The following is a 22,980-nucleotide window of genomic DNA, read 5'->3' as shown; positions in this document are numbered from 1 at the left end:
GTGCCCCATGAACGCCACCGAAACCGTGCTCGCCACCGCCCAGCGTCTGCAGCAGGCCGGCACGCCTTACGCACTGGTCAGCGTGATCCGCGCGCAGGCGCCGGCCTCGGCACGCCCCGGCGACAAGGCCGTGGTCACCGCCGACGGTCAGCTGCACGGCTGGGTCGGCGGCGGCTGCGCCCAGCCCGCGGTGCTGAAGACGGTGCGCCAGGTGCTGGCCGACGGCCGCGCGCGGCTGATCCGCATTGCGCCGTCCGACGAGGGCGAGGTCCGCGACCTCGGCGACGTGCTGGAGTTCGGCATGGCCTGCCATTCGGGCGGCACGCTGGAGTTGTTCGTCGACCCGGTGCTGCCGCGCGCGCAGCTCGTCGTCATCGGCAGCTCGCCCGTGGCCGTGGGCCTGACCCAGCTCGCACCGCGCGTGGGTTTCGCCGTCACGCTGGTCGCGCACGAGGCCGACGCGCAGGCCTACCCCGAGGCCCAGCGCGTCATTGCCAGCGACGATGCGGCGACGGTGCTGCCGCAGGTTGCCCCCGGTGCCTGGGTGGTGGTCGCCACGCAGGGGCGCCGCGACGTGCAGGCGCTGCGTCTGGCGCTCGCGCTGCAGGCGCGCCAGGTGTCCTTCGTGGCGAGCGCGAAGAAGGCACAGGTGCTGAAGGACTCGCTGGTGGTCGCGGGTGCCGACGCGGACGCGGTGGCGGCGATCCTGGCGCCGGCGGGCTACCCGATGGCGGCGAGCACGCCGGAGGAGATCGCGCTGTCGGTGCTGGCGGCGGTGGTGTCGAATCGGCGAGGGGCCGCGACGGCGACCGAACCCGCGACGTCGCCGGTCGCCGTGGAGGGCGTGCCTGTGGCCTCCTGCTGCGGTGGATCGGTCGCGCAGGCACCGCCGGGCCCGGCGGCCAAGCCATCCTGCTGCGGAGGCTGAGATGGGCTGCATCCTCAAGGGTGGCGGCGGCCTCTATGCGCGCCTCGTCGTCGGCGCGGTGCTGCTCGCCGCCGGCGCGGGCAGCCGCCTGGGAAACAGGCCGAAATCGCTGCTCGAACTCGGCGGCGTGCCGCTGATCCGCCGCCAGTTGATCGCGCTGTCGGGTGCCGGCGTCGACGAGGTCGTCGTCGTGCTCGGCCACCATGCCGAGGCGATCGAGGCGGCGGTGCGCGACTTTCCGGTGACGCTCGCGCGCAACCCCGATCCCGATGCCGGACAGGCCTCGTCGGTGCGCGTCGGGCTGCAGGCGCTCGGCGGCAAGCTCGACGCGGTGATCGTCGCGCTGGCCGACCAGCCCCTGGTCAATGCGCAGGACATCACCGCGCTGATCGGTGCCTTCAAGAAGCGCGGCGACGCCTCGATGGTGGTGCCGCGCGTGGCCGGCGAGCCCGGCAATCCGGTGATCTTCGAGGCCGGGCTGCGCGACGAATGGCGGGCCGGGCAGGCCGATGCCGCGTGCCGGAACTGGCGCGCGGCGAACCCGCAGCGCGTGCACTGGTTCGACACGGACACCACGCGCTACCGCGTCGACATCGACACGCCGGACGACCTGCAGCGCTTCCGCGAACGCACCGGCCACGAGCTGCGCTGGCCGAACGCGTCGGCCACCGCCTGAAGCCATGGCGCTGTCGCTGCCCGATCCGGGGCAAGCGCGGCTCGCCGCGGCGCGCGCGTTCGCCTGGGCGTTGCTGATGGGCGGATGGATCGGGCTGACCCACCTTGCCGAGCGCTACGCGACCGGCGCGATGCAGTCCTTCATGCTGGTGGCCGGCTGGCTGCTTGCGCTGGGCGTGGCCGCCACGCTGGCGGCGCGATGGACGGCCAGCGCCTGGCTGGTGCGCGCGCTGCTGCTCGCCTGTGCCGTGGTGGCGGCGCGCGGCATGGTCGTGGTGGTGCAGGGTGGCGGCGCCGCGCTGCTGTGGCCGGTGATGCTGGCCTGGGCGCTGCTGGTGGCATTTGCCTCGACGACGGTGCGCGCACTGCGCCTCGCCCTGCCGCGCGCGCCCGGCGCATCGATCGCACCCGCGGCCGCGGGCGTCCTGCTCGCCGGCTGGGTGGCCGGCGACCCCGGCGACAGCGCGGCGCTCGCCGCGCGGCTGGCCGCAGCGTTGATCGCCGCGGCGCTGCTGCTCGGCCTGTGGCTGCCCGCCGCCGGGACGCGGGCGGCCCGCGCCGGCTGCCGCGCCGGCCTGTTCGACTGTGCCCTGCCGGCCTGGCCGGCCGGCGGCTGGCGCGAGCCGGCGCGCTGGCCGCTGCTGCTCGCGGCGCTGGCCATGCTGCCGATGATGGCCGGCCTGCCGCAGACGCTGGCCCTGTGCCGTGCCTCGGCGCTGTCCGCGCCGGCGCTGATCGTCGCGCATGTCGCGGCGATGTTCCTGCCGGCGCTGCTGTGGCCGGCGCGCCTGTCGATGGCCACGCGCTCGCGCGCTTGCGCGGCGCTGCTGGTGGCTGGTGGGTGCGTGCTGTGGTGGCAGCTCCCCGGGGCGTGGCTGTGGGCCATGCTCGCGCATGGCTGCGCATGGAGCCTGGCGTGGAGCGCGCAGCTCGACGAGCCGGCGCTGCGCGCGGCGCCGCGCAGCGCGCCCTGGCGGGCCGCGATCGGCCACGCCTGCCTGGCCCTGACGCTCGGCGCGGCCGTGTCGCTCGCAGGGCCGCAGGCGCTGCAGGGCGTGCATCTGGTGCTGGCTGCAGCAGCCGCGCTCGGCGTCGTGCTGGTGGTCGCTCGGGCCGGCGCCTCGCTCAGGGCTCGATCGCGCTTCCCGTGATCGGCTCGCCGCCGCCGACCGTGCCGATGAAGCTCGCCTTGCCGCTGGCCAGGTCGACGCGATACCAGCGCGTGGCCCGGCCTCCGGCGTCGACGATGCCGGCATAAGCGGTGTTCGAGATGTCGGAAATGTCCAGGGTCGCCTGCGCGAACGGCCCGGTGCCGAGCGGACCGACGCTGTAGAGCCGGCCGGTGTTCGGCGACACTGTCGGTGCCACGCCTTCCTTCGTGCCCTGGTGCACCAGCGTGCCGCTGGCGCCGTCGAGCGCGTAGTTGGTGGTGACCTTCTCGTCGTCCTGGTTGTAGGTGTACGCCGCGGCGACGATGCGCGTCGTCCTGCCCGCCATCGCGTCGACGCGGTCGTAGCACAGCATGCCGTCGAACTGCACGCCGGGCCTGGCGGCATCGCCGTCGACCCGCGCGCCGGTGTCGGGGTGCAGGCGCAGGTTGAAGCCGGCGTCCATCACCACGCGGATGCGGTCGACGGTCGGGTTGAAGTCGAAGCCGAACTCGCTGCCGGCGGGCAGCGCCACCGGCACGCCCACCGGCGATGCGGCGGCGGTGGCGGCATCGATGCGGTAGAACTGGCCGCTCGCGCCCAGGCCGAACAGCTGTCCCTTGGCGACGCGGTAGTCGATGCCGACGAGGCGATCGCCCTCGCGCAATCCGGTGAGGGCGCGTCGCGACAGCAGCGTGCGCGGCTGGCCCGCATTGAAGCTGATCAGCCGGTTCGTCGGCGTGACGGCGTGGATGGTCTCGCGCGCGGGCGTGCCCACGGGCTCTCCGGGGGGCAGGGCGCAGGCGGACAGCAGCGCGCCGGCGACGAGCAGGCCACAGCGACGGGCAGGCAGGAACATCATGGAGTTCACATCGACGACCACGGCCGCCATCGTGTTCCTGCGCAGGCGGAACCGGTCCCTCGAAACGCGCCCGAAACCGGCGCCATCTCGGCGCCGAACCCGGGTGCGAGAATCGCCGCATGCACGACAGCCTCACCCTCACCCGCCCCGACGACTGGCACCTGCACGTGCGCGACGGTGCCGCCATGGCGGCCGTGGTACCCGCCACGGCCCGACAATTCGGCCGCGCGATCATCATGCCCAACCTCAAGCCGCCCGTGACCACGGCGGCGCAGGCACTGGCCTATCGCGAGCGCATCTGCGCGGCCGTACCCGAAGGGATGAGCTTCGAGCCGCTGATGACGCTGTACCTGACGGACATGCTGCCGGCCGACGAGATCCGCCGCGCCAAGGCGGCGGGCGTGGTCGCGGTCAAGCTCTACCCGGCCGGCGCGACGACCAACAGCGACGCGGGCGTGACCGACCTGCGCAAGACCTACGCCACGCTCGAGGCGATGCAGCGCGAGGGCCTGCCGTTGCTCGTGCATGGCGAGGTCACCGACCCCGAGATCGACCTGTTCGACCGCGAGCAGGCCTTCATCGACCAGAAGCTGATCCCGCTGCGCGCCGACTTCCCCGAGCTGAAGATCGTCTTCGAGCACATCACGACGCGCGAGGCGGTGCAGTACGTGGGCGAGGCCGGGCCTCGCACGGCGGCCACCATCACGGCGCACCACCTGCTGTACAACCGCAACGCCATCTTCCTCGGCGGCGTGCGGCCGCACTACTACTGCCTGCCGGTGCTCAAGCGCGAGGAGCACCGCCGCGCGCTGGTCAACGCCGCCACCTCGGGCAGCGCGAAGTTCTTCCTCGGCACCGACAGCGCGCCGCACGCGGTGCACCTGAAGGAGCATGCCAGCGGCTGTGCCGGCTGCTACACGGCGCTGTCGGCGCTGGAGCTGTATGCCGAGGCCTTCGATGCCGAGGGCGCGCTCGACCGGCTCGAGGCCTTCGCCAGCTTCCACGGCCCGGCCTTCTACGGCCTGCCGCGCAACACCGGCACGGTGACCCTGAAGCGGCAACCCTGGGTGCTGCCCGAGCGCGTGCCCTTCGGCGAGGCCGAGCTTAAGCCCCTGCGCGGCGGTGAGTCGCTCGCCTGGCAACTGGTCTGAAAGGCTACGCATGATCGAGAAACAACCACGCATCGCGCTGCTCATCGACGCCGACAACTCGCCGTCGAGCAAGATCGACGTGATCCTCGCCGAACTGGCCAAGCTCGGCGTGGTCAACGTGCGCCGCGCCTACGGAAACTGGAAGAAGGACGGGCTGAAGGGCTGGGAGAACGTGCTGCACGAGTACGCCATCCGGCCGATCCAGCAGTTCGACTACACCAAGGGCAAGAACGCCACCGACATGGGGCTGGTGATCGACGCGCTGGACCTGCTCTACACCGACAGCCCGGACGCCTTCGGCATCGTTTCGTCGGACAGCGACTTCACGCCGCTGGTCATGCACCTGCGCGCCAAGGGAGCGCAGGTGTTCGGCTTCGGCGCGCAGAAGACGCCGATGCCCTTCGTCAACGCCTGCTCGCGCTTCCTCTTCCTCGAGCACCTGGGCGGCGCCGGCGCGGCGCCGGAGGCCGAAGAGAGCGAGAAGGCGCCGCGCGGCGAGTCGTCCACGGCGCGCAAGTCGCGCAATGGCAAGAAGGCCGAGCCGGCCGCGGCGGCGGTCGACATCGTGCTCGACGCCGAGCCGGCGAAGTTCGATTCGGTGGCGCTGCGGCGCGACGCGCGTCTGGTCACGCTGCTGCGCAATGCGGTCGAGTCGGCGGCGGGCGAGGACGGCTGGTCGCCGCTCGGCTCGGTGGGCCAGCAGATCGGCAACCAGGCTTCGTTCGACCCGCGCAACTACGGCTACCGCAAGCTGATTGACCTGATCGAGGCGACGCAGCTGTTCGAGCTGGACCGGCGCGGCACGCAGTTCGTGCTGCGCGACAAGCGGCTGGCGAAGGCGACGAAGGGCTGATGCCCGAGAGCGTCGCGCCGTTCTGGGGCGCGATCGACTGGCGCGCGCCCTGGCTGGCGCCCTATGCAGGCGTGGCGCCGCCGGTGATCGAGCGGCTGGAGCGTGGTGAAGGCGTCGCCGCGGCGCTGGGCCAGCCGCGCTTCGTGCCGCACGCGCAGCTGCCTGCGGGCGAGGCCTACGAGTCCTTCATCCGCCGCACCGGTCGCGTGCCCACGCGCGACAACCTGCACGACCTGTTCAACGGCCTCGTCTGGCTGCGCTTTCCGCGGCTCAAGGCGCGCCTGAACGAACTCCACGCGGCGCAGATCGACCTCGAGGGCGTGGCTGCAGCGCGGGGGCCGCTGCGCGACGCGCTGACGCTGTTCGACGAGAACGGCGCGTGGTGGCCGGCGAGCGCGGAACTGGCCGACGCGTTGCGCCGTCGCGACTGGCGCCAGCTGTTCGTGGCGAGGCATGCGCTCTGGGCGGCGTCGCAGCCCGTGCTGATCGGGCACGCGCTGCTGGAAAAGCTGGTGCACCCGCGCAAGGCGATCACGGCGCATGCCTGGATCGCGCAGGCGTCGCCCGAGGTGCCGACCGGCATCGAGGCGGCCCGGTGGGCCACCAAGCCTTTCCATCCGCTGCCCGTGCTGGGCGTGCCGGGCTGGTGGCCGGACAACGCGGACGCGGCCTTCTACGAGGACGCGAGCGTGTTCCGCCCGCTGCGCCGATAATCCCGTTGGTGAAGCGGGCCAGACCGCCGCCGGTGCGGGAACCGAAAGGTTGCACGGGAGGAAGGTCCGGACTGCACAGGGCGGCGTAGCAGCTAACGGCTGTCCGGCGTGAGCCGAGGATCAGAGCAACAGAGACGAGTCGGTGGGTCCATCGCGAGATGGGCGCATCGGGTGAAACGGGCAATCTCTACGCGCAGCAACACCGAATAGGCCGGCATTGATGTGGCTCCGCGGAGCCGGCGGGTAGGTGGCACCGAGCCGTGCAGCGATGCACGGCCCAGAGGAATGGCGGTCACGGCGGGGCCTTCGCAAGAAGTCCCCGCCGCACAGAATCCGGCCTATCGGCCCGCTTCACACTTTCTTCGCGTCGTCAGGGTCTGACGACGACTTCGCCGAGCACGCGCTCGAGCGTCTTCACCATTGTCGGCACCTGCTCGCCTGCCAGGCCGCCGTGACGGCGCAGGTATTCCTGCACCGGGCGCTGGCTGGCCCGGCCGATGAGTTGGCCGTCCTTCATCGCCAGCGACTTGCGAGCGAACTCGGCGGCGCTGCCGTGGCAGCCGGCACACTTTTCGCGGAACAGCGGCGCGGTGGTCGCCTGCGCCTGCAGCATCTGCATCACCGGTGCGACCAGCTCGTCGGCGAGGTAGTGGTTGCGCAGGAACGGCTCGAGGTCGGCGACGTGGTGCGTGCCGACGAGCCGGCCCTGCTCGACGCGCAGCGTGCGCCGCGCGAAGGCGCCGGCGTCGCCGTGGCATTCCTTGCAGCGGCCGTCCCAGTAGTCGTGCAGGTCGCGGCCGGCCGACGCGGCCGTCGCCAGCGGCAGCAGCGCTGCCAGCGCCAGCCCCAGAAGCAATCGTCTCGCGCTGCACATGTCGATCTCCTGTCGCACCGAGCCATTCTGCGCCGCCCGCGGCGCGCCGCTACACTGCCACGCTTCCCGATGAACCCCGACGCACAAATTCTCTGGCGCGCGCCGCGCTGGGCCCTCGCGCTGCTGCTCGCCTGCCTGGGCATGCTCGGGCCCTTCTCCATCGACACCTACCTGCCGGCGTTCAGCGGCATCGCGACGTCGATCGGTGCCTCGCCCACCGAGATGCAGCAGACGCTCTCGGCCTACCTGTTCGGCTTCGCGGTGATGAACCTGTTCCACGGCGCGTTGTCCGACAGCTTCGGCCGCCGGCCGGTGGTGCTCTGGGGCGTGGCGGCATTCACCATCGCCTCGGCCGGTTGCGCGCTGGCGCAGACCATCGGCGAGCTGGTGTTCTGGCGCGCCGTGCAGGGCATGTCGGCCGGCGCCGGTATCGTCGTCTCGCGTGCGGTGATCCGCGACATGTTCCCGCCGGCCGACGCGCAGCGGGTGATGTCGCAGGTGACGATCTACTTCGGCGTCGCACCCGCGGTCGCGCCGATGGTCGGCGGCTTTCTCTTCATCCACGCCGACTGGCACGCGATCTTCTGGTTCCTCACCGCGGTGGGCGTGGTCCTGTGGCTGGCCAACTGGCGGCTGCTGCCCGAGACGCTGCACACGACGCACAAGCAGCCCTTCAACGTGCCGCACTTGCTGCGCGGCTACTGGCAACTCGTCTCCAACCCGCGCTTCTTCATGCTCGCGCTGGCCAGCGGTATCCCCTTCAACGGCATGTTCCTCTACGTGCTGTCGGCGCCTGTGTTTCTCGGCGAACTGCTGCACCTCGGGCCGGGGCAGTTCTTCTGGTTCTTCACGCTGACCATCGCCGGCATCATGGCCGGCTCGTTCCTGTCCGGGCGGCTGGCGGGTCGCATCAAGCCCAAGCACCAGATCCGCCACGGCTTCGTGATCATGCTGTTGATCTCGCTGACCAACCTGACGCTCAACCTGCTGTTCGAGCCGCAGGCCTGGTGGGCGCTGTGGCCCATCGCCATCTTTGCCTTCGGCTGGGCGCTGATGGTGCCGGTGGTCACGCTGATGGTGCTCGACCTCGCGCCCGACCGGCGCGGCATGGCCAGCTCGCTGCAGGCCTGCGTGGGCAGCATCGCGAACGGCTTCGTGGCCGGCCTGATCGCGCCGCTGGTGATGCACTCCACCGTGGCGCTGGCGGTGGCCTCGCTGCTGATGATGAGCATCGGCATCGTCGCCTGGGTCTGGGTCAAGCCGCAGGTGAGCTGAGCGGGGCTGCGCTCAAGCGCCGGCTGCACCGGCCGGTAAAGCGTCGAATCCCCCGTGCCTTCGTGGCGCCTCCGGAGTCCGACGACATGCTTGCCGCCCGCCCGCTGTGCTGTGCGCCCCTGCTGTTCGCGTTGTGGGGCCCGTCGGCATTCGCGCAGACGCCCGATCCGATGGACAAGCTGCGCGAGCGCCTGGCCGAGAAGCTCGGCGCCGGCAAGGCCTCGCAGCCCCATCCCCATGTCGTGCAGGTGGCCACGCGGGCCGACGCGACCGCCGCGGCGGGCCGCGCTGCCGCCGTCGCCCAGACGGTCGCCCGGCCGGCGAAGCCGCGGCCGGCTCCCGCAGGGCACTGGAGCCACGAAGGCGGACCGGCGCACTGGGGCGCAATGAAGCCCGAGTTCGCCAAGTGCAGCAGCGGCGCGCGGCAGAGCCCGATCGACATCCGCGACGGCATCAAGGTGCAGCTCGACCCGGTGCAGTTCGAGTACCGGCCGAGCGGCTTTCGCGTCATCGACAACGGCCACACCGTGCAGGTCAACGTCGCCGCGGGCAACCACATCGAGGTGATGGGCCGCCGCTACGAGCTGCAGCAGTTCCACTTCCACCGTCCCTCGGAGGAGCGCATCGACGGCCGCCAGTTCGACATGGTCGTGCACCTGGTGCACAAGGACGGGGAGGGCTGACTCGCGGTGGTGGCGGTGCTGCTCGAGCGCGGCAGCGCTCAGCCGATCGTGCAGACGGTCTGGAACGACCTGCCGCTGGCGAAGGGCGACGAAGTGCCGGCGCGCGGCGCCATCGAGCTCGACGCGCTGCTGCCACCGGAGCGCAGCTACTTCACCTGCATGGGCTCGCTGACCACGCCGCCGTGCAGCGAAGGCGTGCTGTGGATGGTGATGAAGCAACCGGTGAGCGTCTCGCCGGAGCAGATCGCGATCTTCTCGCGCCTGTACCCGATGAACGCGCGGCCGATCAGTCGGCTGCGGGGCGGCTGATCAAGGAATCGAACTGAGAGCAAGCCGCAGCGTCTAGACTCGCGCGCATCCCGACTTCCCGGAGGCGCACCATGACCCTGCTGATCCTCGGCCTGCTGATCTTCCTCGGCGTGCACTCGGTCTCCATCGTCGCGCCGGCCTGGCGCGACGCCCAGGTGGCGCGGCGCGGCGAGCAGGCCTGGAAGGGGGTCTACACGCTGCTGTCGATCGTCGGTTTCGTGCTGCTGGTGGTCGGCTACGGGCAGGCGCGCCAGTCTCCGGTCGTGCTCTATGCGCCACCCGTGGCGCTGCGCCACGTCGCCCTGCTGCTGATGCTTCCGGTGTTCGTGCTGCTGATCGCCACCTACCTGCCGGGGCGCATCCAGTCGGCCGCCAGGCACCCGATGCTGCTGGCCACCAAGCTGTGGGCCACCGCGCACCTGCTGGCCAACGGCAACCTCGCCGACCTGCTGCTGTTCGGCGGCTTCCTCGCCTGGGCAGTGGCCGACCGCATCTCGATGAAGCGCCGCGTGCCGCGGCCGGTGCCCGGTGCACCGACCGGCAAGTTCAACGACGCGATTGCGCTGGTCGGCGGATTGGCGCTCTATGGCTTCTTCGTGACGTCCGGCCATGCCTGGCTGATCGGTGTCGCGCTGCGGTGACCGGCGCGACAGCCCAACCTTGATGTGACGCAAACGACCGTCTGAGAACGGTCGTTCCATGTTCGAAACCGCTTAGTAGTCGCACCACATCGGCCGATTGCATCTCCGAATCGTTTCAATTTCGGAGTGTCCCATGAGAAAGACCGGCCCCATCACCCAGCGCGAACTGATCATCGATGACGGCGCCACGCTCGTCTCGACCACCGACCTGAAGAGCCGCATCACCTACTGCAATGCCGGCTTCGTCGCCGTCAGCGGCTACGACCGCGAGGAGCTGATCGGCCAGCCGCACAACCTGATCCGCCACCCGGACATGCCGGCCGAGGCCTTCCGCGACATGTGGGCCACGCTCGAGGCTGGCCAGCCGTGGACGGGTCTGGTGAAGAACCGGCGCAAGAACGGCGACCACTACTGGGTGCGCGCGAACGTCACGCCGGTCATCGAGGACGGGCGCACCACCGGCTACATGTCGGTGCGAACCAAGCCGGCTCGTGCCGAGGTGGAGGCGGCCGAGGCGCTGTACGCCGCCATGCGCGCCGAAGCGCGGGACGGCCGCCTCGTCACCACGCTGCATCGCGGTGAGGTGGTGGTGCACACGACGGCCGGCCGACTGTCACGGCTGCTGCGCCCCGGCCACGGTGGCAGTGTCGTCATTGCCGCAACGGCGGCGCCAGCCGCCGTTGCGCTGGGCGGTGTGATCGAGCACGCAGCGGCCGCTCCGATGATCGCGCTCGGCATGCTCGCCGCAGCGATCAGCGCCTGCTGGCTGCGCCGCCTGGCCACGGCGCCGCTGGTGCGGGCCACCGACTTGGCGAACCGCCTCGCGGCCGGCGACCTGTCGCGGCAGGATGCACAGGCCGGCCGGCTCGACGAGGTCGGTCGGCTGATGCGCGGCCTCGCGCAACTGAACGTCAACCTGCAAGCCGTCGTCGGCGATGTGCGCCGCGAGGTCGATGGCATCCACACCGGCTCGCGCGAGATTGCCAGCGGCAACCACGACCTGAGCTCGCGCACCGAGTCGCAGGCCAGCAACCTGCAGCAGACAGCGGCGGCGCTGGAGCAGATCACGGCCACGATTCGCCAGAACGCCGACGCGGCGCGCACCGCTTCAGCTCTCGCGAACGAGGCCACCGAGGTGGCGCGCCGCGGCGGCAGCGCCGCCGGCGACGCGATGCAGCGCATGGAGGAGATCAGGCAGGCCTCCGGGCGCATCGGCGAGATCATCGGCGTGATCGACGGTATCTCGTTCCAGACCAACATCCTGGCGCTCAATGCAGCCGTCGAGGCCGCGCGCGCCGGCGAGGCCGGCCGCGGCTTCGCGGTGGTGGCGGCCGAGGTGCGTCATCTCGCCCAGCGCACCAGCGCCGCAGCGCGGGAGATCACCGCGCTCATCGAGGATTCGGCGCGCAAGGTCGAGGCGGGCACGAAACTCGTCGCGGACACCGGCGCGACGGTGCAGCAGACGTTGGCCGCGGTGCAGCGCGTCACCGCGCTCGTCGCGGACATCAGCATGGCCTCGGAACAGCAGTCCACGGGCGTGGTGCAGGTCAATGCGGCGGTGGCCAACCTCGACACGCTGACGCAGCAGAATGCCGCGATGGTGGAGGAACTCGCCGCCACCTCGGCCTCGCTCAACGGACAGGCCGGAATGGTCGCCGAAACGGTGCGCATCTTCCGCACGCGGGCCCTTGCGACCGCCTGATCCACCATCCTCTGGATCGATGGGCTGACTGGTTCAACGGATCGGGGAAAGCGGATTCGGTCTGGCTCGAGGATGCCTGTGAGCCAGGGCCCAACGGGCCGGCATCGCAGCATCCACATGACGAGACCTCCGCACGTCTCGCGCCAGATGGGGCATCGCTATCGCTCCAGTGTCGTGCGAGGCATCGCCGTACCTGCGTACTCAGGCTTGCCGACAACGCCAGACCGAACAATCAGTGCGGTCTGCACACATTGGACCAAGGTCCAATGTGTGCACCGGGACGCTCGCGCTAGGCTCTCGCACGGGGCTCGGTCAGGGTGGAAGGGGCCGGCTTTGCTGCGGCCCGAGGCCGGGGTGTGACAATGTCTCGTGTGTTCTCGGACCGCTGAGGACCTTGACGTGATGCGATCAGAACGTGGTTCCGCTGCCGAAGCGGCCGGACACTCGCGCGCCCTCGTCGCGTTCCCGCCAGGGCGCCAGCGCGCGCTGAAGGCCGTGGCGCTTGTCGACGATGCCTGCACCGGGGTGATCCCATGGCATACGGCAGTGGCCGTGGATGGTGGAGGCACAGTTGAACGGCAGCATCCGGGCCGACCTGGATGCCCACCCCCGCCTGTTCCGAGTCACTCACTCGATCCACGCGGAGGTGGCCGGCGCACATTCCGTGCCGGGCGTCACCGCGACCATCCTGCCGCCGAGGCGATCACCGTGTGCCATCGCGGCAGAAAACCGGGAGTTCATTGATGACATCGCAATCGAATTCGGTCGACCCTCCGCAGGAGAGCCCTGCTGCGTCCGCGCAAAACCCCGAGGTCATGCCCGAGGTGATGCCCGAGGCCATGTCCGAGGGCATGGCCACCGGCAAGCCGACGCTGTTCGCGAAGATACGGTACGCGTTCATCGACTGGATTGACGGGGACACGGCCAGCATGGACGGGAAGTCCGCGGATGAACTGGCCCAGGACCGCACCGACATGGCCGCGAGGCGCACGCTCATGGCAGCGGATCGCACGCTCATGGCGTGGCTGCGCACCTCCTTGTCGATGCTCAGCTTCGGATTCACGATCTACAAGGTCCTGCAGGCGTTTCAGGAGACCGGGGGGATACTGCCCAAGTCGAACACGCCGCGAAACGTTGGCCTGTTTCTCACCGGAATGGGGACCTTCGCCATCGTGATCGGAACCATCGAGTACTGGCAGACGCTCAAGGAATTGCGTGCGTACAGGCGGATCGGAGCCGTACGGCCGCCCTTCGTCATGGCGGTGGTGATGTCGATCACGGGCGTCACGCTGTTCTTCAGCATCATCACCAAGATGTTCTGACGCGGTGCATGCAGTCCGCGGAGATCCTCGAAACAGCCACGGCCGCGCTGCTGTTCGCCGCGGCATTCGCCTTCGGTGGGCGCGTACATCCCTTGCGATCGCTGGTTCGCGACCGGCGCAGCGTGATCTCGTTCGGCGCCGGCATGTCCGCTGCCTACGTGTTCGTGCACCTGATGCCGGAATTGACACGGGTGCGCCGCGTCTTCGCGGCTTCAGCGTCGGTGCCGTTGCGCTACGAGGGCATGTCGATCTACTTCCTGGCGCTGCTCGGCTTTCTCGTCTTCTACGCACTGGATCATCTGCGTACGCGCCTGCGCGAACCCGGCCCGACGCAACAGGGAGGGCCGGCGTTCAGACTGCACGTCGGCGGTTTCGCGGTCTACGTCTGGCTGCTGGGGTACCTTCTGGTGCGCGACCTGGAGGACGGGCCGGTGTCGATCGGGCTGTACACGCTGGCCATCACGTGTCATTTGATGGCGGTGGACAACGAGTTGCGCAGGGAGCACGGAGACGCCTACGAGCGGGTCGGCCGCTTCGTGCTTGCCGGGGCCAGCCTGGCCGGCTGGGCGACCGGCGTGTTGCTGGAGCTGCCACCGAACGTCGTCGCCCTGCTGCTGGCTTTCCTATCGGGTGCCATCATCATGAACAGCGCCATCATGGAACTGCCTTCCGAGCGGGACGGTCGGTTCCTGCCGTTCATGATCGGCGGTGTCGTCTACGGTCTGATCCTGATTCCTCTGGGGTGAGCAATGGCCGTCTCTCGCCCCCCCCCTCGGTGGACCCCATGCCAACGCCATTGACTGACTACCACCTGCTGGCCAAGCCCGCGGGCGCCGCCTGCAATCTCGACTGCAAGTATTGCTTCTTCCTGTCCAAGGAAAACCTCTACCCGTCGCGGGAGAGCCCGCTGATGGACGAGGCCACGCTGGACAGCTACCTGAAGCAGCTGATGGATTCGTCCCCGGGGCCGCAGGTCGAGGTGTCCTGGCAGGGCGGCGAGCCGATGTTGCGCGGACTCGCCTTTTACCGGCGCTCGGTGCAACTGGCCGAGAAGTACCGCAAGCCGCATCAGCGCATCCTCCACACCATGCAGACCAACGGCACGCTGGTCGACGACGAATGGGCGGCCTTCTTCAAGCAGCACAACTACCTGGTGGGCTTGAGCGTGGACGGACCACGTGCGCTGCACGATGTCTATCGGGTCGACAAGCGCGGCGAAGGGAGCTTCGAGGACGTGCTTCGCGGCTGGCAGTGCCTGCGCCGGCACGACGTGGATGTCAACGTCCTGTGCACGATCCACGCCGCCAACGCTGACCACCCCCTGGAGGTCTATCGCTTCTTTCGAGACGAGATGCAGGCGCGGTACATCCAACTGATCCCCATCGTCGAACGCGCGACCGCGCAGACGATTGAGTTCGCCAATCGCGGCTGGGGCGGCCCGAAAGGCAGCGACCGGCCGCTGTATCGGCAGGCGGGGGACCTCGTGACCAGTCGCTCCGTGACCGCGGAGCAGTTCGGGAGATTCCTGATCGCCATCTTCGACGAGTGGGTGCTGCGCGACGTCGGCGAGGTGTACGTCACCATCTTCGACGTGGCGCTGGGCAGTTGGATGGGGCAGCACAATGCCTGCATCGTCGCGCCCACCTGCGGCGGCGCCTTGGCCATGGAGCACAACGGCGACGTCTATTCCTGCGACCACTATGTCGAGCCGGAACACCGGCTGGGCAACCTGAAGGAAACCCCGCTGCAGTCGCTGGTCGCCTCGGAAAAGCAGCGACGCTTCGGGCAGAGCAAGTTCGACACGCTGCCCAGGTACTGCAAGGAATGCCCGGTGCTGTTTGCCTGCTACGGCGAGTGCCCGCGCAACCGCTTCATTCGCACGCCCGACGGCGAGGACGGACTGAACTACCTGTGCGCCGGCTACAAGGCGTTCTTCACCCACATCGACAAGCCCATGAAAACCATGGCGAGCCTGCTGCGGCAGGGCCGCTATGCCGACGAGATCATGCAGATGCCACCCGTCGACTCCGCCTGAGGGGACCTCGACCCCATCCAGCCTCGAGCCGGGTGACGAGCAGGGCGGCCCGCCATGCAATTCGGCCCCGCGACAGAGCGAATGACATGTCGCCACGGACTCTCGTGACGACGGCGGTCGCCGCCGGGGTCAACGCGGACCCTCCTCCCGGAAGCTCTCTGCAGGTGGCTTGGCCGGAGGATCGAACCACTTCGCCTTCGGCACCGTCACGTCCTTGCCCGGCTGGGCGACATGGTGCGGCGACATGATCTGCACGCCGTACTCGTTGAACACGTCGATGATGTTCGCGTGGAGCTCCGATTGGATCATCGACATCCGATCGGCATCGCCGCAGTAGGCGTTGACCTCGTACCTGACGTAGAAGTCATCCAGCGCCAGCTTGAGCACGAAGGGCTCGGGCGTCTCGAGCAGGCCGCCGGTGCGCCGTGCGGCTTCGATGAGCATGGCTTCCACTTGCCGCCATGGCGCGTCGTAGCCGATCGACACGGCCGAGTGCAGCACGAGCTGGCGCGCGCGCGCGTGCTTGCTGTAGTTGACGACTTCGCGGCTGACGATGAGCGAATTCGGAATGACGATTTCCTCGTTCTGGATCGTGCACAAGCGCGTGACCTGCGCCTCGATGGACCTGATGCTCCCCGTGAAGTTGCCGAACTTCACGCGATCGCCGACCTTGAAGGTCCTGCGATACAGGAGGACGTAGCCGGACAGAATGTTGGCGACGATCGACGAAGAACCCAGCGAAACCAGCACGCCGACCAACACGGACACTCCCTTGAAGGCCTCGGTGTTGGAGCCCGGTATGTAGGGGTAGGCCACCACGATGGCAAACACGATGACGCCCACGCGCACGAGCTTGAACGTCGGCATCGCCCATTCCGGGGCGAAGCCCGAGAGGGTGATGGCGCCGCGGCCGACGCCGGCGAAGAACAACTCAAGGATCCGCAGGAGGTATTGGACGACGACATAGAGGATCGCAAGGAACACCAGATCGGGAAGCGAGTTGGCCACCGCGTTCAGCATGATCCGCAGCGGACCGACAACGAGTTCGAACAGCCAGTGCGCCGCGCCGCGCGTCCAGGGAAAGAGCCTCAGAACGCTGATGACGCAGGCAAAGGTCGCCACCGCGGCGAGCAGCCACCAGAGCGCCTTCACCGCCCCCAGGAGCACGGACTCGAAGCGCTCGGCCTCGACGATGCCGAACGACTCCGCTTCCAGCTTCTCCAGTTCGGAACGGAATCGCCGCTTCGCCGTCTCCAGCGAGCGTTTCAGCAGCCATCGTGTGGCCCAGAGGAACAGCACCAGCAGCGCGGTCGCAGCGGCCGCCGTCGCCGCGCTTTGCAGGAGGTCCTTGGAGGTGCGCTCCTGTCGGTACGACGTGATGGCGGCCGCGATGGCGCCCGTCACGACCTGCGAGAAGAGGGTGCGGGTCGTCCCCTGCAGGGCCGCGTCGGCGTCGACAACGGCAAGCAGGCGCCTGTCGCCTGCCAGGATCCATGTCTGCTCTTTCTCCTCTTCGGTACGCAGCTGCTCGACCGGGAACCCGCGATCCTCGGCGATCGCCTGGATCCGTTCGGTGTAGGTCCGGGCGCGGACTTTTGCCGGATACGCGGGCACGCCGATGACCGCGAACAGCGCCCTGCCATCGATGACGACCTCCGCGCTCTCCTGAACCTTTGCTGGCGGCGTCGCGGCAACTTCCGGCGCCGCGGCCGCAGGGCCGACCGCGGTCAGGAATAAGACCAGGGCGATGAGCAGCGCGAGGCCGTTGCTGCGCGTACGGGCATCCTTGTCTTCGTGTCTACGCATCCGGTTCCTCACGCGGCAGCTCCGGGGCCAGTGTGGCGAGGGCTGCAGGTCCCCGATGGCACGCAGTGCTCCGCGGCCTTCTGCAAAAGCATATCGCAGCGTCCTTGCGGCCCCCGCAAGAAGGGCCCGACCCTGTCGCCGAATCGAACAGCCACCGTTCGCGTCGGTGCGATTCCCGCCTCGGTCCCGGTCTCAGCGCTTTGCGCACGGTATCGAATTCGGCTGCGCAGGATCGGTCCAGCCGTCAATGCAGCGCGCGACCGCAGCCGCGCAATGTCCGCCCCTGCCAGGTGACGACGACCTCCGACTCGAATGCTTCGCCGCTCATGCTGTCGCTGCACGGGCGCGCGACGACTTCCAGTCGCAGTTCGCCGGCATCCCAGCGCGACGTGCCGGTGTCACGGTCATCCGTGTGCGGCGGCAGCGGCACGTCGACCTGCTTCGCGCCGTAGTCGAGCACCAGGACGATCCGCTCCATCCGGCGGATCTCGAGCACCCAAGGGGGTTCGTTGCCGATGGCACGAAAGTCGACCCCGTCGAGCTTCGCCTTCTCCCAGATTGCGCGTCGCCGATCGTTGCTGCAGACCTGCGGCGGGTTGCCGGTGGTGAGCCAATGCGCCTGCTCACCGGTGATGCGGAGTTCGACGCCGCCCTCGGAAAAGGAGTTGCCGGTCGCCCCGGCGGCGGCCGGCAGCTTCAGCGTGCCGTTGGGGTGGAACACCCAAGCCTCGGCTCGGGTGGTGCGGACCACGAACTCCGTCCTGTCGGGGCAGACGAAGACGTAGGTCGCCGCAGCCTGCGGATCGACGTTCGAGTCGGCGCGTGCCTGCGTGACCATGCCGAGGCCGATCCAGGCTCCGACGGCGATCAACAGCCGCCCCTGCAACCTCGCGCCCGCAATGCGTGATGGAAACCGGATCATGCTGCGCTCGATCCTCGACGGAGCAATATACCGCCGACGAAGGTGCACTGTACGGATGAGTCACAGGCAGGTGCGTGCGTCCCGGTCCGAGAAACCATTCGCAGCCGCGCCTCGGCTATTGGGCCAAAGTCCAATTTGCTCGGCGCGCCGCACGCGCTAGCCTTCCCTGAAAGGTCTGCGCTGGCAGGGATGAGGCTGGGGCTCGCCCCGCAGCAGCGGCGCTGGGGTCGCCCCCAGCCCCAGTCTCGGAAGGACATCCGGATGTGAACAGGGGTCAGCTCGCCTGAGAGCGGATCATCGGAGTTCTCCACGACGCCGTTCAGACCTGCGAAGCACGCCGCAGGCGCAAGCCGACCCATGGAAGGAGAAACATCAATGGCAGAACTGAGCACGATGGCAACCATGATGGTGCTGACATTTCTGGTCGCGTCGATGCTCAGCCTCGGCATGCAGACCACGGTGGCAGATCTGCGTGCGCTGCTGGCTTCGAGGAGCTTTCTGGCGCGGACGCTTCTGGCCAACTTCCTGGTCGTACCGATCCTCGGCGTGGCGCTGATTCTCCTGCTGCCGCTTCAGCCGCACGTGGCCGGCGCGCTCCTGCTCCTGGCGTGTACGCCCGGCGGCGTGAGCGCTATTCAGTTCACCGGCCAGGTGAAGGGGAGCGCGGCCTCGTCGGTCGCGGTCATGTGCCTGCTCGCCGGCTTGGCGGTGTTCATTTCGCCGCTGCTGCTGAAACTTGTGCTGCCTGCCGACGTCCGGCTGGTGATCCCCTATGGCGGCGCGCTGCTGTTCTTCCTCGTGTACCTGATTGCCCCGCTCCTGGTCGGCATGCTTCTGCTCGGCAGCGCCCCGGACGTCGCCGCGAAGCTCTCCAAGCTCGTGGCGCTGGTCGGGATCGTCGCGTTCGTCGGTTTCATGGTGGCGACCGGCTCGGTGCGGCAGCCGACGGTCGGCGAGATGGGCGGGGTCGCGGTGGCTGCCATGCTGCTGTTCATTGCGCTCTCGATGGCGGTCGGCTGGTTCATGGGCGGCTCCGCGCGGGATGCGCAACGCATCCTCGCAACGGCCACCAGCATGCGCAACGCGGCGCTGTGCATCGCGATCGTCGAAGCCAGCGCGCCGGGGCACGCCATCCTGGTGCCCCTGATTGCCTTCAGCCTGCTGATGGTCCCCACGAACCTGCTGTTCAGCATCTACAACACCGTGCAGGCGAAGCGCAGGGCGCGCGAGGCGCCGTGACGGCGACGCGCCCTGGATCCTCATCAGGCCGAAAGGAACTCGCGCGATGCACCGGGCTCGCCGGCGGTTCCAGGTCATCGCTCGCCGAGACTGCGGGTGAGGCTCAGCGCCAGCGCGCCGTGCGCGGTGCGCAGTTCGAGCCGGTCGCCGTCCAGCCGGAACCTGGCGGCCGACTGCAGCGCCGCGAGGTACAGCGACTCCTGTTGCATCAGCCCCTGTGGTTCGGCGCAGAGTCGGCGCGTCGCGCCGGTCGGCCCGACCGTCAAAGTCTCTCCGTCCAGCTGGAAGTCGGCGAAGTACGCGTTGCAGCCCGCGCTGCCCGTCACCCGACCATCGTTGCCGAAACGGGCGGTGATCTTCGTGCCCGTGATCACGCTGACCACGCCCTGCCTGCCGTTGTTGTAGGCGATGACTTCCCAGGAAGCCCCAACCGGCGAGTGCATCGCCGGCACGAACTGCGCGAGCGTGCTGCCTGTCCCGTCGTGCAGCTTGAGCCGGGCGCCTTCCAGCGTGAATCGCGCTGCGCGTTGCAGCGATTCGCGATAGGCGTGCGCCCGCGCCTCGATCGCTTCCGGGCAGGCCATCAAGGTACCTGCGATGCTGCCGCCGACCCTGAAGGCTCCGGTCCCGGCGGTGTAGCTGCCCTGATACGCGTTGCATCCATCCGTGCCGCCGAACCGGCCGTCCGCCTCGAAGTTGAGGGTCACCGCCGGCGCACCCGACGCTGCATCACCTCCGAGCGCCTGCAGAACCCAGCGCGTGCCGGCGAGTTGCGATCCACCGCTGCCCGATGCCGGTCCCGCGGGGCCGGGCGACGTGCACCCGGCCATCAGCATCGAAACGAGTGCGAGCGCCACGGCTGTTGATTTCATGACGGGGAGATTAGGCGGCCGCGTGCGCGGATGCGATTGGCCTAAGGTCCAATGGCGGCTCGTTGCGCCGGTTGCTAGGGTAGCCGGGATCGCTGGTGCCTTGATCTCGCGGACCCGTCTGACAACGAACAAGGGTGATGTGAGGGCAGCGCGGAAAGGAGAAAGGCCGGACATGCTGCCGAGACTGATCGCGGGAATGCTGATGCTCACGCTGATGCTGGTGCAGCCGGCGTTCAGCCAGGAGAGCGCGCCCAACGAGTCCGCCAAGACCGAGCCGGCGAAGCTCGATCCCTTCGGGCGGAGCACGCCCAAGGGCACCGTGGTCGGATTCATCAAGGCGGCCGGCGACGAGAATTTCCAGCGTGCAGCGCAGTATCTCGACACGCGGGAGATCTCGAAGCAGGTCAGTGAGCGCACGCGGCAACTGCTGGTGGTCCTGAACCGCGGCCTGCTGGCGAGAGACCTCGATCAGCTGAGCGAGGCGCCGGAAGGCAAACTCGAAGACGACCTGCCGCCGAACGTGGAGCGGGTCGGCGTTGTCAAGAGCGGCGGTTCCACCCTCGAGCTTCTGCTCGAACGCCAGGAACGGCGTGACGGTTTGCCGATCTGGCGCTTCTCGGCCGCGACGCTCAATGGCGTCCCGGCCATGTACGAGAAAATGCGGCCGCTGTGGATCGAAGGCCATCTCTGGCCGCCTCTGCGGGAGATCCGCTACTTCGAGGTGCCGCTGTGGCAGTGGCTCGGATTTCCTCTGAGCCTGCTGCTGGTGCTTGGCTTGGCCCGACTCCTCAGCCGTGGCGTGTTCGCGGTTCTGCGGCCGCTGCTGTACTGGCTCACCGGCGAGCGCGCCGCATCCCAGCTGGCGCAAGTCACGGCGCCGATCCAGCTGCTGGCGCTCAGTCTGGCGGTGTTCGTCTGGGTCGCCGTCGCGAGCCTGCCAGTGCTCGCGCGTTTCACGCTGGCCCGGACCGCCGTCGCACTCGGTATCGTCGGACTCGCATGGCTGGTGATGCGCCTGAGCGACGTCTCGATGCAACTCGTGGAGGCCCGCCTCAAACGTCTGAACGATCTGGGCGGAATCACCGTCGTCCAACTGACGGGGCGACTGGGCAAGGCGCTGACCGTGATCATCGCGGTGCTGGCGCTCCTCTATGTCGCCCATGTCGATCTGACCACCGCGCTGGCGGGGCTGGGCATCGGCGGGGTCGCCATCGCCTTCGCTGCTCAGAAGACGCTCGAGAACCTGTTCGGTGGCGTCATGATCATCTCCGATCAGCCGGTGCGCGTGGGGGACTTCTGCAAGGCCGGCGATGTACTGGGCACGGTCGAGAGCATCGGCCTGCGTTCGACCCGGATCCGGACAGTCGACCGGACGGTGGTCAGCGTCCCGAACGCGCAGTTGTCCAGCGAGAACCTCGAGAACTTCGGCTTCCGCGACAAGATCTTGTTCCGGCCGACCCTCGCACTTCGATACGAAACCCAGGTCGACCAACTGCGCTACGTCCTCGCGGAAATCCGCCGGATGCTGTACGAGCACCCGATGGTGGATCACGCTTCGGCGCGTGTCCGGTTCGTGCGGTTCGGCGTCTCCTCGCTCGACCTCGAGATCTTCGCCTACGTGCTCAGTGGCGAGTTCCCCAGGTTCCTGGCCGTGCAGGAGGACCTGCTGCTGCGGATCATGGACATCGTCGAGGGCAGCGGCACGAGTCTCGCATTCCCCTCGTCGACCACCTACCTCGCCCGCGACGCCGGCCTGGACAAGGCGAAGACGCAGGATGCGGTCGCGACGGTGGCACGCTGGCGCCAGGAACGGGAACTGCCGTTCCCGGACTTCCATCCCTCCCGGATCACGGAGTTCGAGAACCGGCTCGAGTACCCGGCGCCGGATTCGGCCGTGCGGCAACCCGTCCCGCCGCGGGCGTGAGGCCCAGCGTCGCATCCTCGAGCCGCAGGCGCCCGTCTCGCCCGGTGCCCCTGCCGGAGAGGCCCCGAGGATTCGCTCAGGGTGGTGTTTCCTTCCACCCCGCACCCGGGTCGAAACTGCTCATGTTCGCCGCGACGCGCGCCGTGTTCGGTCCGAGGTTCTTCTCGAAGATCTTGCCGTTGTGGCTGACGATGAACGTCATGATGCCGCTTTCGTCGTACGCGGCAGGATAGGCCACCATCGCAAAGCCCGCGATCATGCGCCCGTTGATGAGGTAGCTGTAGGCCCCTCCCGGCGCATTCTTTCCCTGACGCGTGAGGATGCGGAAGTAGTAGCCTCGATACGGATCGCCCGGCTTGTGGCCGACGAGGTACGCCGACGCTGCGGCGACCAGCGGCCCGAAGGGGCTGGCCTGTTCGCCCTCATCGGTGTTCGCGGGCCAATACAGCCCGTCGAATTTGCCGGGCGTGCTGTCGATCTTCTGCGCGTACTGCAGCACGCCGTCGCCGTCGCGGTCCTCGGAGGCGTACTCGCGCTGCGCGTCGAGATAGGCGCGCAGGACCTGGATGGCGCTGCGCTCGTTCCTGCCGATGCGCCGGTTGATGAGTTCCTCCGCGCCCCGCTCGGTAGCGAAGCGCCACTCGTTGCGCTCGCGAACCAGCGGGATGGGCAGCGGCCACGCCTGAGCGCCGACCAGCAGGACCCGGCGATCGTCGCCGTCCTCCTCGAGGACGTGAAAGCTTGCGAGATGCGCGGCGAAACTGGTGCGCACTGCCGTGTCGTAGGCGGCGTCGCCGGTGGTCACGAGCCCCTTGTACTTGTCGCCAAAGATCGAAACGAGCGCTGCCTCGTCGTTCGCCCGAAGCGCTGCGACAAACGCCTCCACGGCGGCGTCCGGCGTCGCGAACCGCTGTGGGTCCGCGGCCGCACACAACGGGGGCAGCACCAGCGACCCCGCGAGGATCAACTGGCCGAACAAGGCACTCATGCGTTGGGAGGTCATGGTGACGAACGTCATGGCAAGGGTTGATGGAAAGTCATCGGCG

General features: G+C 68.9%; 21 protein-coding genes, 1 other RNA gene and 1 pseudogene. 16 read left to right on the top strand and 7 right to left on the bottom strand.

From position 1 onward, the window contains the following. Positions 1–7 precede the first annotated feature (7 nt). Genes Q0599_RS18260 through Q0599_RS18250 form a run of 3 tightly spaced genes read left to right on the top strand, consistent with a single transcriptional unit; the run spans position 8 to position 2,754 of the window. Positions 8–928 (top strand): XdhC family protein, encoded by a 921-nt coding sequence (locus Q0599_RS18260; RefSeq protein WP_298832405.1) that lies wholly within the window; start codon positions 8–10, stop codon positions 926–928. A 1-nt stretch (position 929) separates the two neighbouring features. Then, a complete protein-coding gene (locus Q0599_RS18255; RefSeq protein ID WP_298832402.1) occupies positions 930–1,604 on the top strand; it encodes a nucleotidyltransferase family protein in 675 nt (224 codons plus the stop codon). 4 nt (positions 1,605–1,608) lie between these two features. Next, on the top strand, positions 1,609–2,754 hold the full coding sequence (locus Q0599_RS18250; RefSeq protein WP_298832399.1) for a hypothetical protein: 1,146 nt from the start codon (positions 1,609–1,611) through the stop codon (positions 2,752–2,754). On the opposite strand, the gene Q0599_RS18245 is transcribed toward Q0599_RS18250, so the two are convergent. After that, entirely contained in the window at positions 2,729–3,613 is an 885-nt protein-coding gene (locus Q0599_RS18245) for a DUF4394 domain-containing protein (RefSeq protein ID WP_298832396.1), read from the bottom strand. The genes Q0599_RS18250 and Q0599_RS18245 overlap by 26 nt on opposite strands. Positions 3,614–3,732: 119 nt before the next feature. Between Q0599_RS18245 and pyrC the strand changes: the two genes are divergently transcribed. The 4 genes from pyrC to rnpB all read left to right on the top strand — a co-directional run bounded on the left by pyrC (position 3,733) and on the right by rnpB (position 6,687). Next, positions 3,733–4,764, top strand: a complete 1,032-nt coding sequence (gene pyrC / locus Q0599_RS18240) for a dihydroorotase (RefSeq protein WP_298832393.1) — start codon at positions 3,733–3,735, stop codon at positions 4,762–4,764. Between the two features lie 10 nt (positions 4,765–4,774). Beyond that, a complete protein-coding gene (locus Q0599_RS18235) occupies positions 4,775–5,617 on the top strand; it encodes an NYN domain-containing protein (RefSeq protein WP_298832390.1) in 843 nt (280 codons plus the stop codon). Next, positions 5,617–6,330, top strand: coding sequence for a DUF3025 domain-containing protein (locus Q0599_RS18230; RefSeq protein ID WP_298832387.1), 714 nt, complete (start codon positions 5,617–5,619; stop codon positions 6,328–6,330). Before Q0599_RS18235 ends, Q0599_RS18230 begins: the two co-directional genes overlap by 1 nt. A 10-nt stretch (positions 6,331–6,340) precedes the next feature. Further along, positions 6,341–6,687, top strand: an RNA gene (rnpB, locus tag Q0599_RS18225) — RNase P RNA component class A. A 13-nt stretch (positions 6,688–6,700) separates the two neighbouring features. On the opposite strand, the gene Q0599_RS18220 is transcribed toward rnpB, so the two are convergent. After that, on the bottom strand, positions 6,701–7,204 hold the full coding sequence (locus Q0599_RS18220; RefSeq protein WP_298832385.1) for a hypothetical protein: 504 nt from the start codon (positions 7,202–7,204) through the stop codon (positions 6,701–6,703). Between the two features lie 69 nt (positions 7,205–7,273). On the opposite strand from Q0599_RS18220, the gene Q0599_RS18215 reads away from it, so the two are divergent. The 4 genes and pseudogenes from Q0599_RS18215 to Q0599_RS18200 all read left to right on the top strand — a co-directional run bounded on the left by Q0599_RS18215 (position 7,274) and on the right by Q0599_RS18200 (position 11,814). Next, positions 7,274–8,479, top strand: coding sequence for a multidrug effflux MFS transporter (locus tag Q0599_RS18215; RefSeq protein ID WP_298832382.1), 1,206 nt, complete (start codon positions 7,274–7,276; stop codon positions 8,477–8,479). A gap of 86 nt (positions 8,480–8,565) precedes the next feature. Beyond that, positions 8,566–9,471: pseudogene (locus Q0599_RS18210) on the top strand (carbonic anhydrase). A gap of 71 nt (positions 9,472–9,542) precedes the next feature. Continuing rightward, a complete protein-coding gene (locus Q0599_RS18205; RefSeq protein ID WP_298832379.1) occupies positions 9,543–10,112 on the top strand; it encodes an NnrU family protein in 570 nt (189 codons plus the stop codon). A 133-nt stretch (positions 10,113–10,245) separates the two neighbouring features. Next, positions 10,246–11,814, top strand: coding sequence for a PAS domain-containing methyl-accepting chemotaxis protein (locus Q0599_RS18200; protein ID WP_298832377.1), 1,569 nt, complete (start codon positions 10,246–10,248; stop codon positions 11,812–11,814). A gap of 408 nt (positions 11,815–12,222) precedes the next feature. Here the strand turns inward: Q0599_RS18200 and Q0599_RS18195 are convergent, their stop codons facing one another. Next, complete coding sequence (locus Q0599_RS18195; protein ID WP_298832375.1) at positions 12,223–12,354, bottom strand: hypothetical protein; 132 nt, start codon at positions 12,352–12,354, stop codon at positions 12,223–12,225. 203 nt (positions 12,355–12,557) lie between these two features. On the opposite strand from Q0599_RS18195, the gene Q0599_RS18190 reads away from it, so the two are divergent. Genes Q0599_RS18190 through Q0599_RS18180 form a run of 3 tightly spaced genes read left to right on the top strand, consistent with a single transcriptional unit; the run spans position 12,558 to position 15,171 of the window. Then, positions 12,558–13,136, top strand: a complete 579-nt coding sequence (locus Q0599_RS18190; protein ID WP_298832373.1) for a DUF202 domain-containing protein — start codon at positions 12,558–12,560, stop codon at positions 13,134–13,136. A gap of 8 nt (positions 13,137–13,144) precedes the next feature. After that, the gene (locus Q0599_RS18185) at positions 13,145–13,882 is read left to right on the top strand and encodes a hypothetical protein (protein ID WP_298832371.1); all 738 of its coding nucleotides are present in this window, start codon (positions 13,145–13,147) and stop codon (positions 13,880–13,882) included. 50 nt (positions 13,883–13,932) lie between these two features. Next, a complete protein-coding gene (locus Q0599_RS18180) occupies positions 13,933–15,171 on the top strand; it encodes an anaerobic sulfatase maturase (protein WP_298832369.1) in 1,239 nt (412 codons plus the stop codon). Positions 15,172–15,300: 129 nt separating this feature from the next. Here the strand turns inward: Q0599_RS18180 and Q0599_RS18175 are convergent, their stop codons facing one another. Together Q0599_RS18175 and Q0599_RS18170 are read right to left on the bottom strand one after the other, a co-directional pair. Further along, positions 15,301–16,977, bottom strand: coding sequence for a mechanosensitive ion channel domain-containing protein (locus Q0599_RS18175; protein WP_298832367.1), 1,677 nt, complete (start codon positions 16,975–16,977; stop codon positions 15,301–15,303). A gap of 244 nt (positions 16,978–17,221) precedes the next feature. After that, positions 17,222–17,815, bottom strand: a complete 594-nt coding sequence (locus tag Q0599_RS18170) for a hypothetical protein (RefSeq protein ID WP_298832366.1) — start codon at positions 17,813–17,815, stop codon at positions 17,222–17,224. Between the two features lie 459 nt (positions 17,816–18,274). On the opposite strand from Q0599_RS18170, the gene Q0599_RS18165 reads away from it, so the two are divergent. Next, positions 18,275–19,138, top strand: a complete 864-nt coding sequence (locus Q0599_RS18165) for a hypothetical protein (protein ID WP_298832364.1) — start codon at positions 18,275–18,277, stop codon at positions 19,136–19,138. Positions 19,139–19,212: 74 nt separating this feature from the next. Here Q0599_RS18165 and Q0599_RS18160 read toward each other — a convergent pair whose 3' ends face one another. Continuing rightward, positions 19,213–19,995, bottom strand: coding sequence for an META domain-containing protein (locus tag Q0599_RS18160; RefSeq protein WP_298832362.1), 783 nt, complete (start codon positions 19,993–19,995; stop codon positions 19,213–19,215). 187 nt (positions 19,996–20,182) lie between these two features. On the opposite strand from Q0599_RS18160, the gene Q0599_RS18155 reads away from it, so the two are divergent. Further along, entirely contained in the window at positions 20,183–21,934 is a 1,752-nt protein-coding gene (locus Q0599_RS18155) for a mechanosensitive ion channel family protein (protein ID WP_298832360.1), read from the top strand. A gap of 76 nt (positions 21,935–22,010) precedes the next feature. Here Q0599_RS18155 and Q0599_RS18150 read toward each other — a convergent pair whose 3' ends face one another. Beyond that, positions 22,011–22,952 carry a DUF2950 domain-containing protein gene (locus Q0599_RS18150; RefSeq protein WP_298832357.1) on the bottom strand — a complete coding sequence of 314 codons (942 nt, stop codon included), beginning with the start codon at positions 22,950–22,952 and terminating at the stop codon, positions 22,011–22,013. Between the last annotated feature and the right edge of the window lie 28 nt (positions 22,953–22,980).

Source organism: uncultured Piscinibacter sp., assembly GCF_937952055.1.
Classification (GTDB): domain Bacteria; phylum Pseudomonadota; class Gammaproteobacteria; order Burkholderiales; family Burkholderiaceae_C; genus Piscinibacter.
This window is presented reverse-complemented; position numbering and strand designations above follow the sequence as displayed.

Coding starts and splice junctions, on each gene's coding strand:
- Q0599_RS18260 (WP_298832405.1), top strand. CDS start 8: ATGAACGCCACCGAAACCGTGCTCGCCACCGCCCAGCGTCTGCAGCAG.
- Q0599_RS18255 (WP_298832402.1), top strand. CDS start 930: ATGGGCTGCATCCTCAAGGGTGGCGGCGGCCTCTATGCGCGCCTCGTC.
- Q0599_RS18250 (WP_298832399.1), top strand. CDS start 1,609: ATGGCGCTGTCGCTGCCCGATCCGGGGCAAGCGCGGCTCGCCGCGGCG.
- Q0599_RS18245 (WP_298832396.1), bottom strand. CDS start 3,613: ATGATGTTCCTGCCTGCCCGTCGCTGTGGCCTGCTCGTCGCCGGCGCG.
- pyrC (WP_298832393.1), top strand. CDS start 3,733: ATGCACGACAGCCTCACCCTCACCCGCCCCGACGACTGGCACCTGCAC.
- Q0599_RS18235 (WP_298832390.1), top strand. CDS start 4,775: ATGATCGAGAAACAACCACGCATCGCGCTGCTCATCGACGCCGACAAC.
- Q0599_RS18230 (WP_298832387.1), top strand. CDS start 5,617: ATGCCCGAGAGCGTCGCGCCGTTCTGGGGCGCGATCGACTGGCGCGCG.
- Q0599_RS18220 (WP_298832385.1), bottom strand. CDS start 7,204: ATGTGCAGCGCGAGACGATTGCTTCTGGGGCTGGCGCTGGCAGCGCTG.
- Q0599_RS18215 (WP_298832382.1), top strand. CDS start 7,274: ATGAACCCCGACGCACAAATTCTCTGGCGCGCGCCGCGCTGGGCCCTC.
- Q0599_RS18205 (WP_298832379.1), top strand. CDS start 9,543: ATGACCCTGCTGATCCTCGGCCTGCTGATCTTCCTCGGCGTGCACTCG.
- Q0599_RS18200 (WP_298832377.1), top strand. CDS start 10,246: ATGAGAAAGACCGGCCCCATCACCCAGCGCGAACTGATCATCGATGAC.
- Q0599_RS18195 (WP_298832375.1), bottom strand. CDS start 12,354: ATGCCATGGGATCACCCCGGTGCAGGCATCGTCGACAAGCGCCACGGC.
- Q0599_RS18190 (WP_298832373.1), top strand. CDS start 12,558: ATGACATCGCAATCGAATTCGGTCGACCCTCCGCAGGAGAGCCCTGCT.
- Q0599_RS18185 (WP_298832371.1), top strand. CDS start 13,145: ATGCAGTCCGCGGAGATCCTCGAAACAGCCACGGCCGCGCTGCTGTTC.
- Q0599_RS18175 (WP_298832367.1), bottom strand. CDS start 16,977: ATGCGTAGACACGAAGACAAGGATGCCCGTACGCGCAGCAACGGCCTC.
- Q0599_RS18170 (WP_298832366.1), bottom strand. CDS start 17,815: ATGGTCACGCAGGCACGCGCCGACTCGAACGTCGATCCGCAGGCTGCG.
- Q0599_RS18165 (WP_298832364.1), top strand. CDS start 18,275: ATGGCAGAACTGAGCACGATGGCAACCATGATGGTGCTGACATTTCTG.
- Q0599_RS18155 (WP_298832360.1), top strand. CDS start 20,183: ATGCTGCCGAGACTGATCGCGGGAATGCTGATGCTCACGCTGATGCTG.
- Q0599_RS18150 (WP_298832357.1), bottom strand. CDS start 22,952: ATGACGTTCGTCACCATGACCTCCCAACGCATGAGTGCCTTGTTCGGC.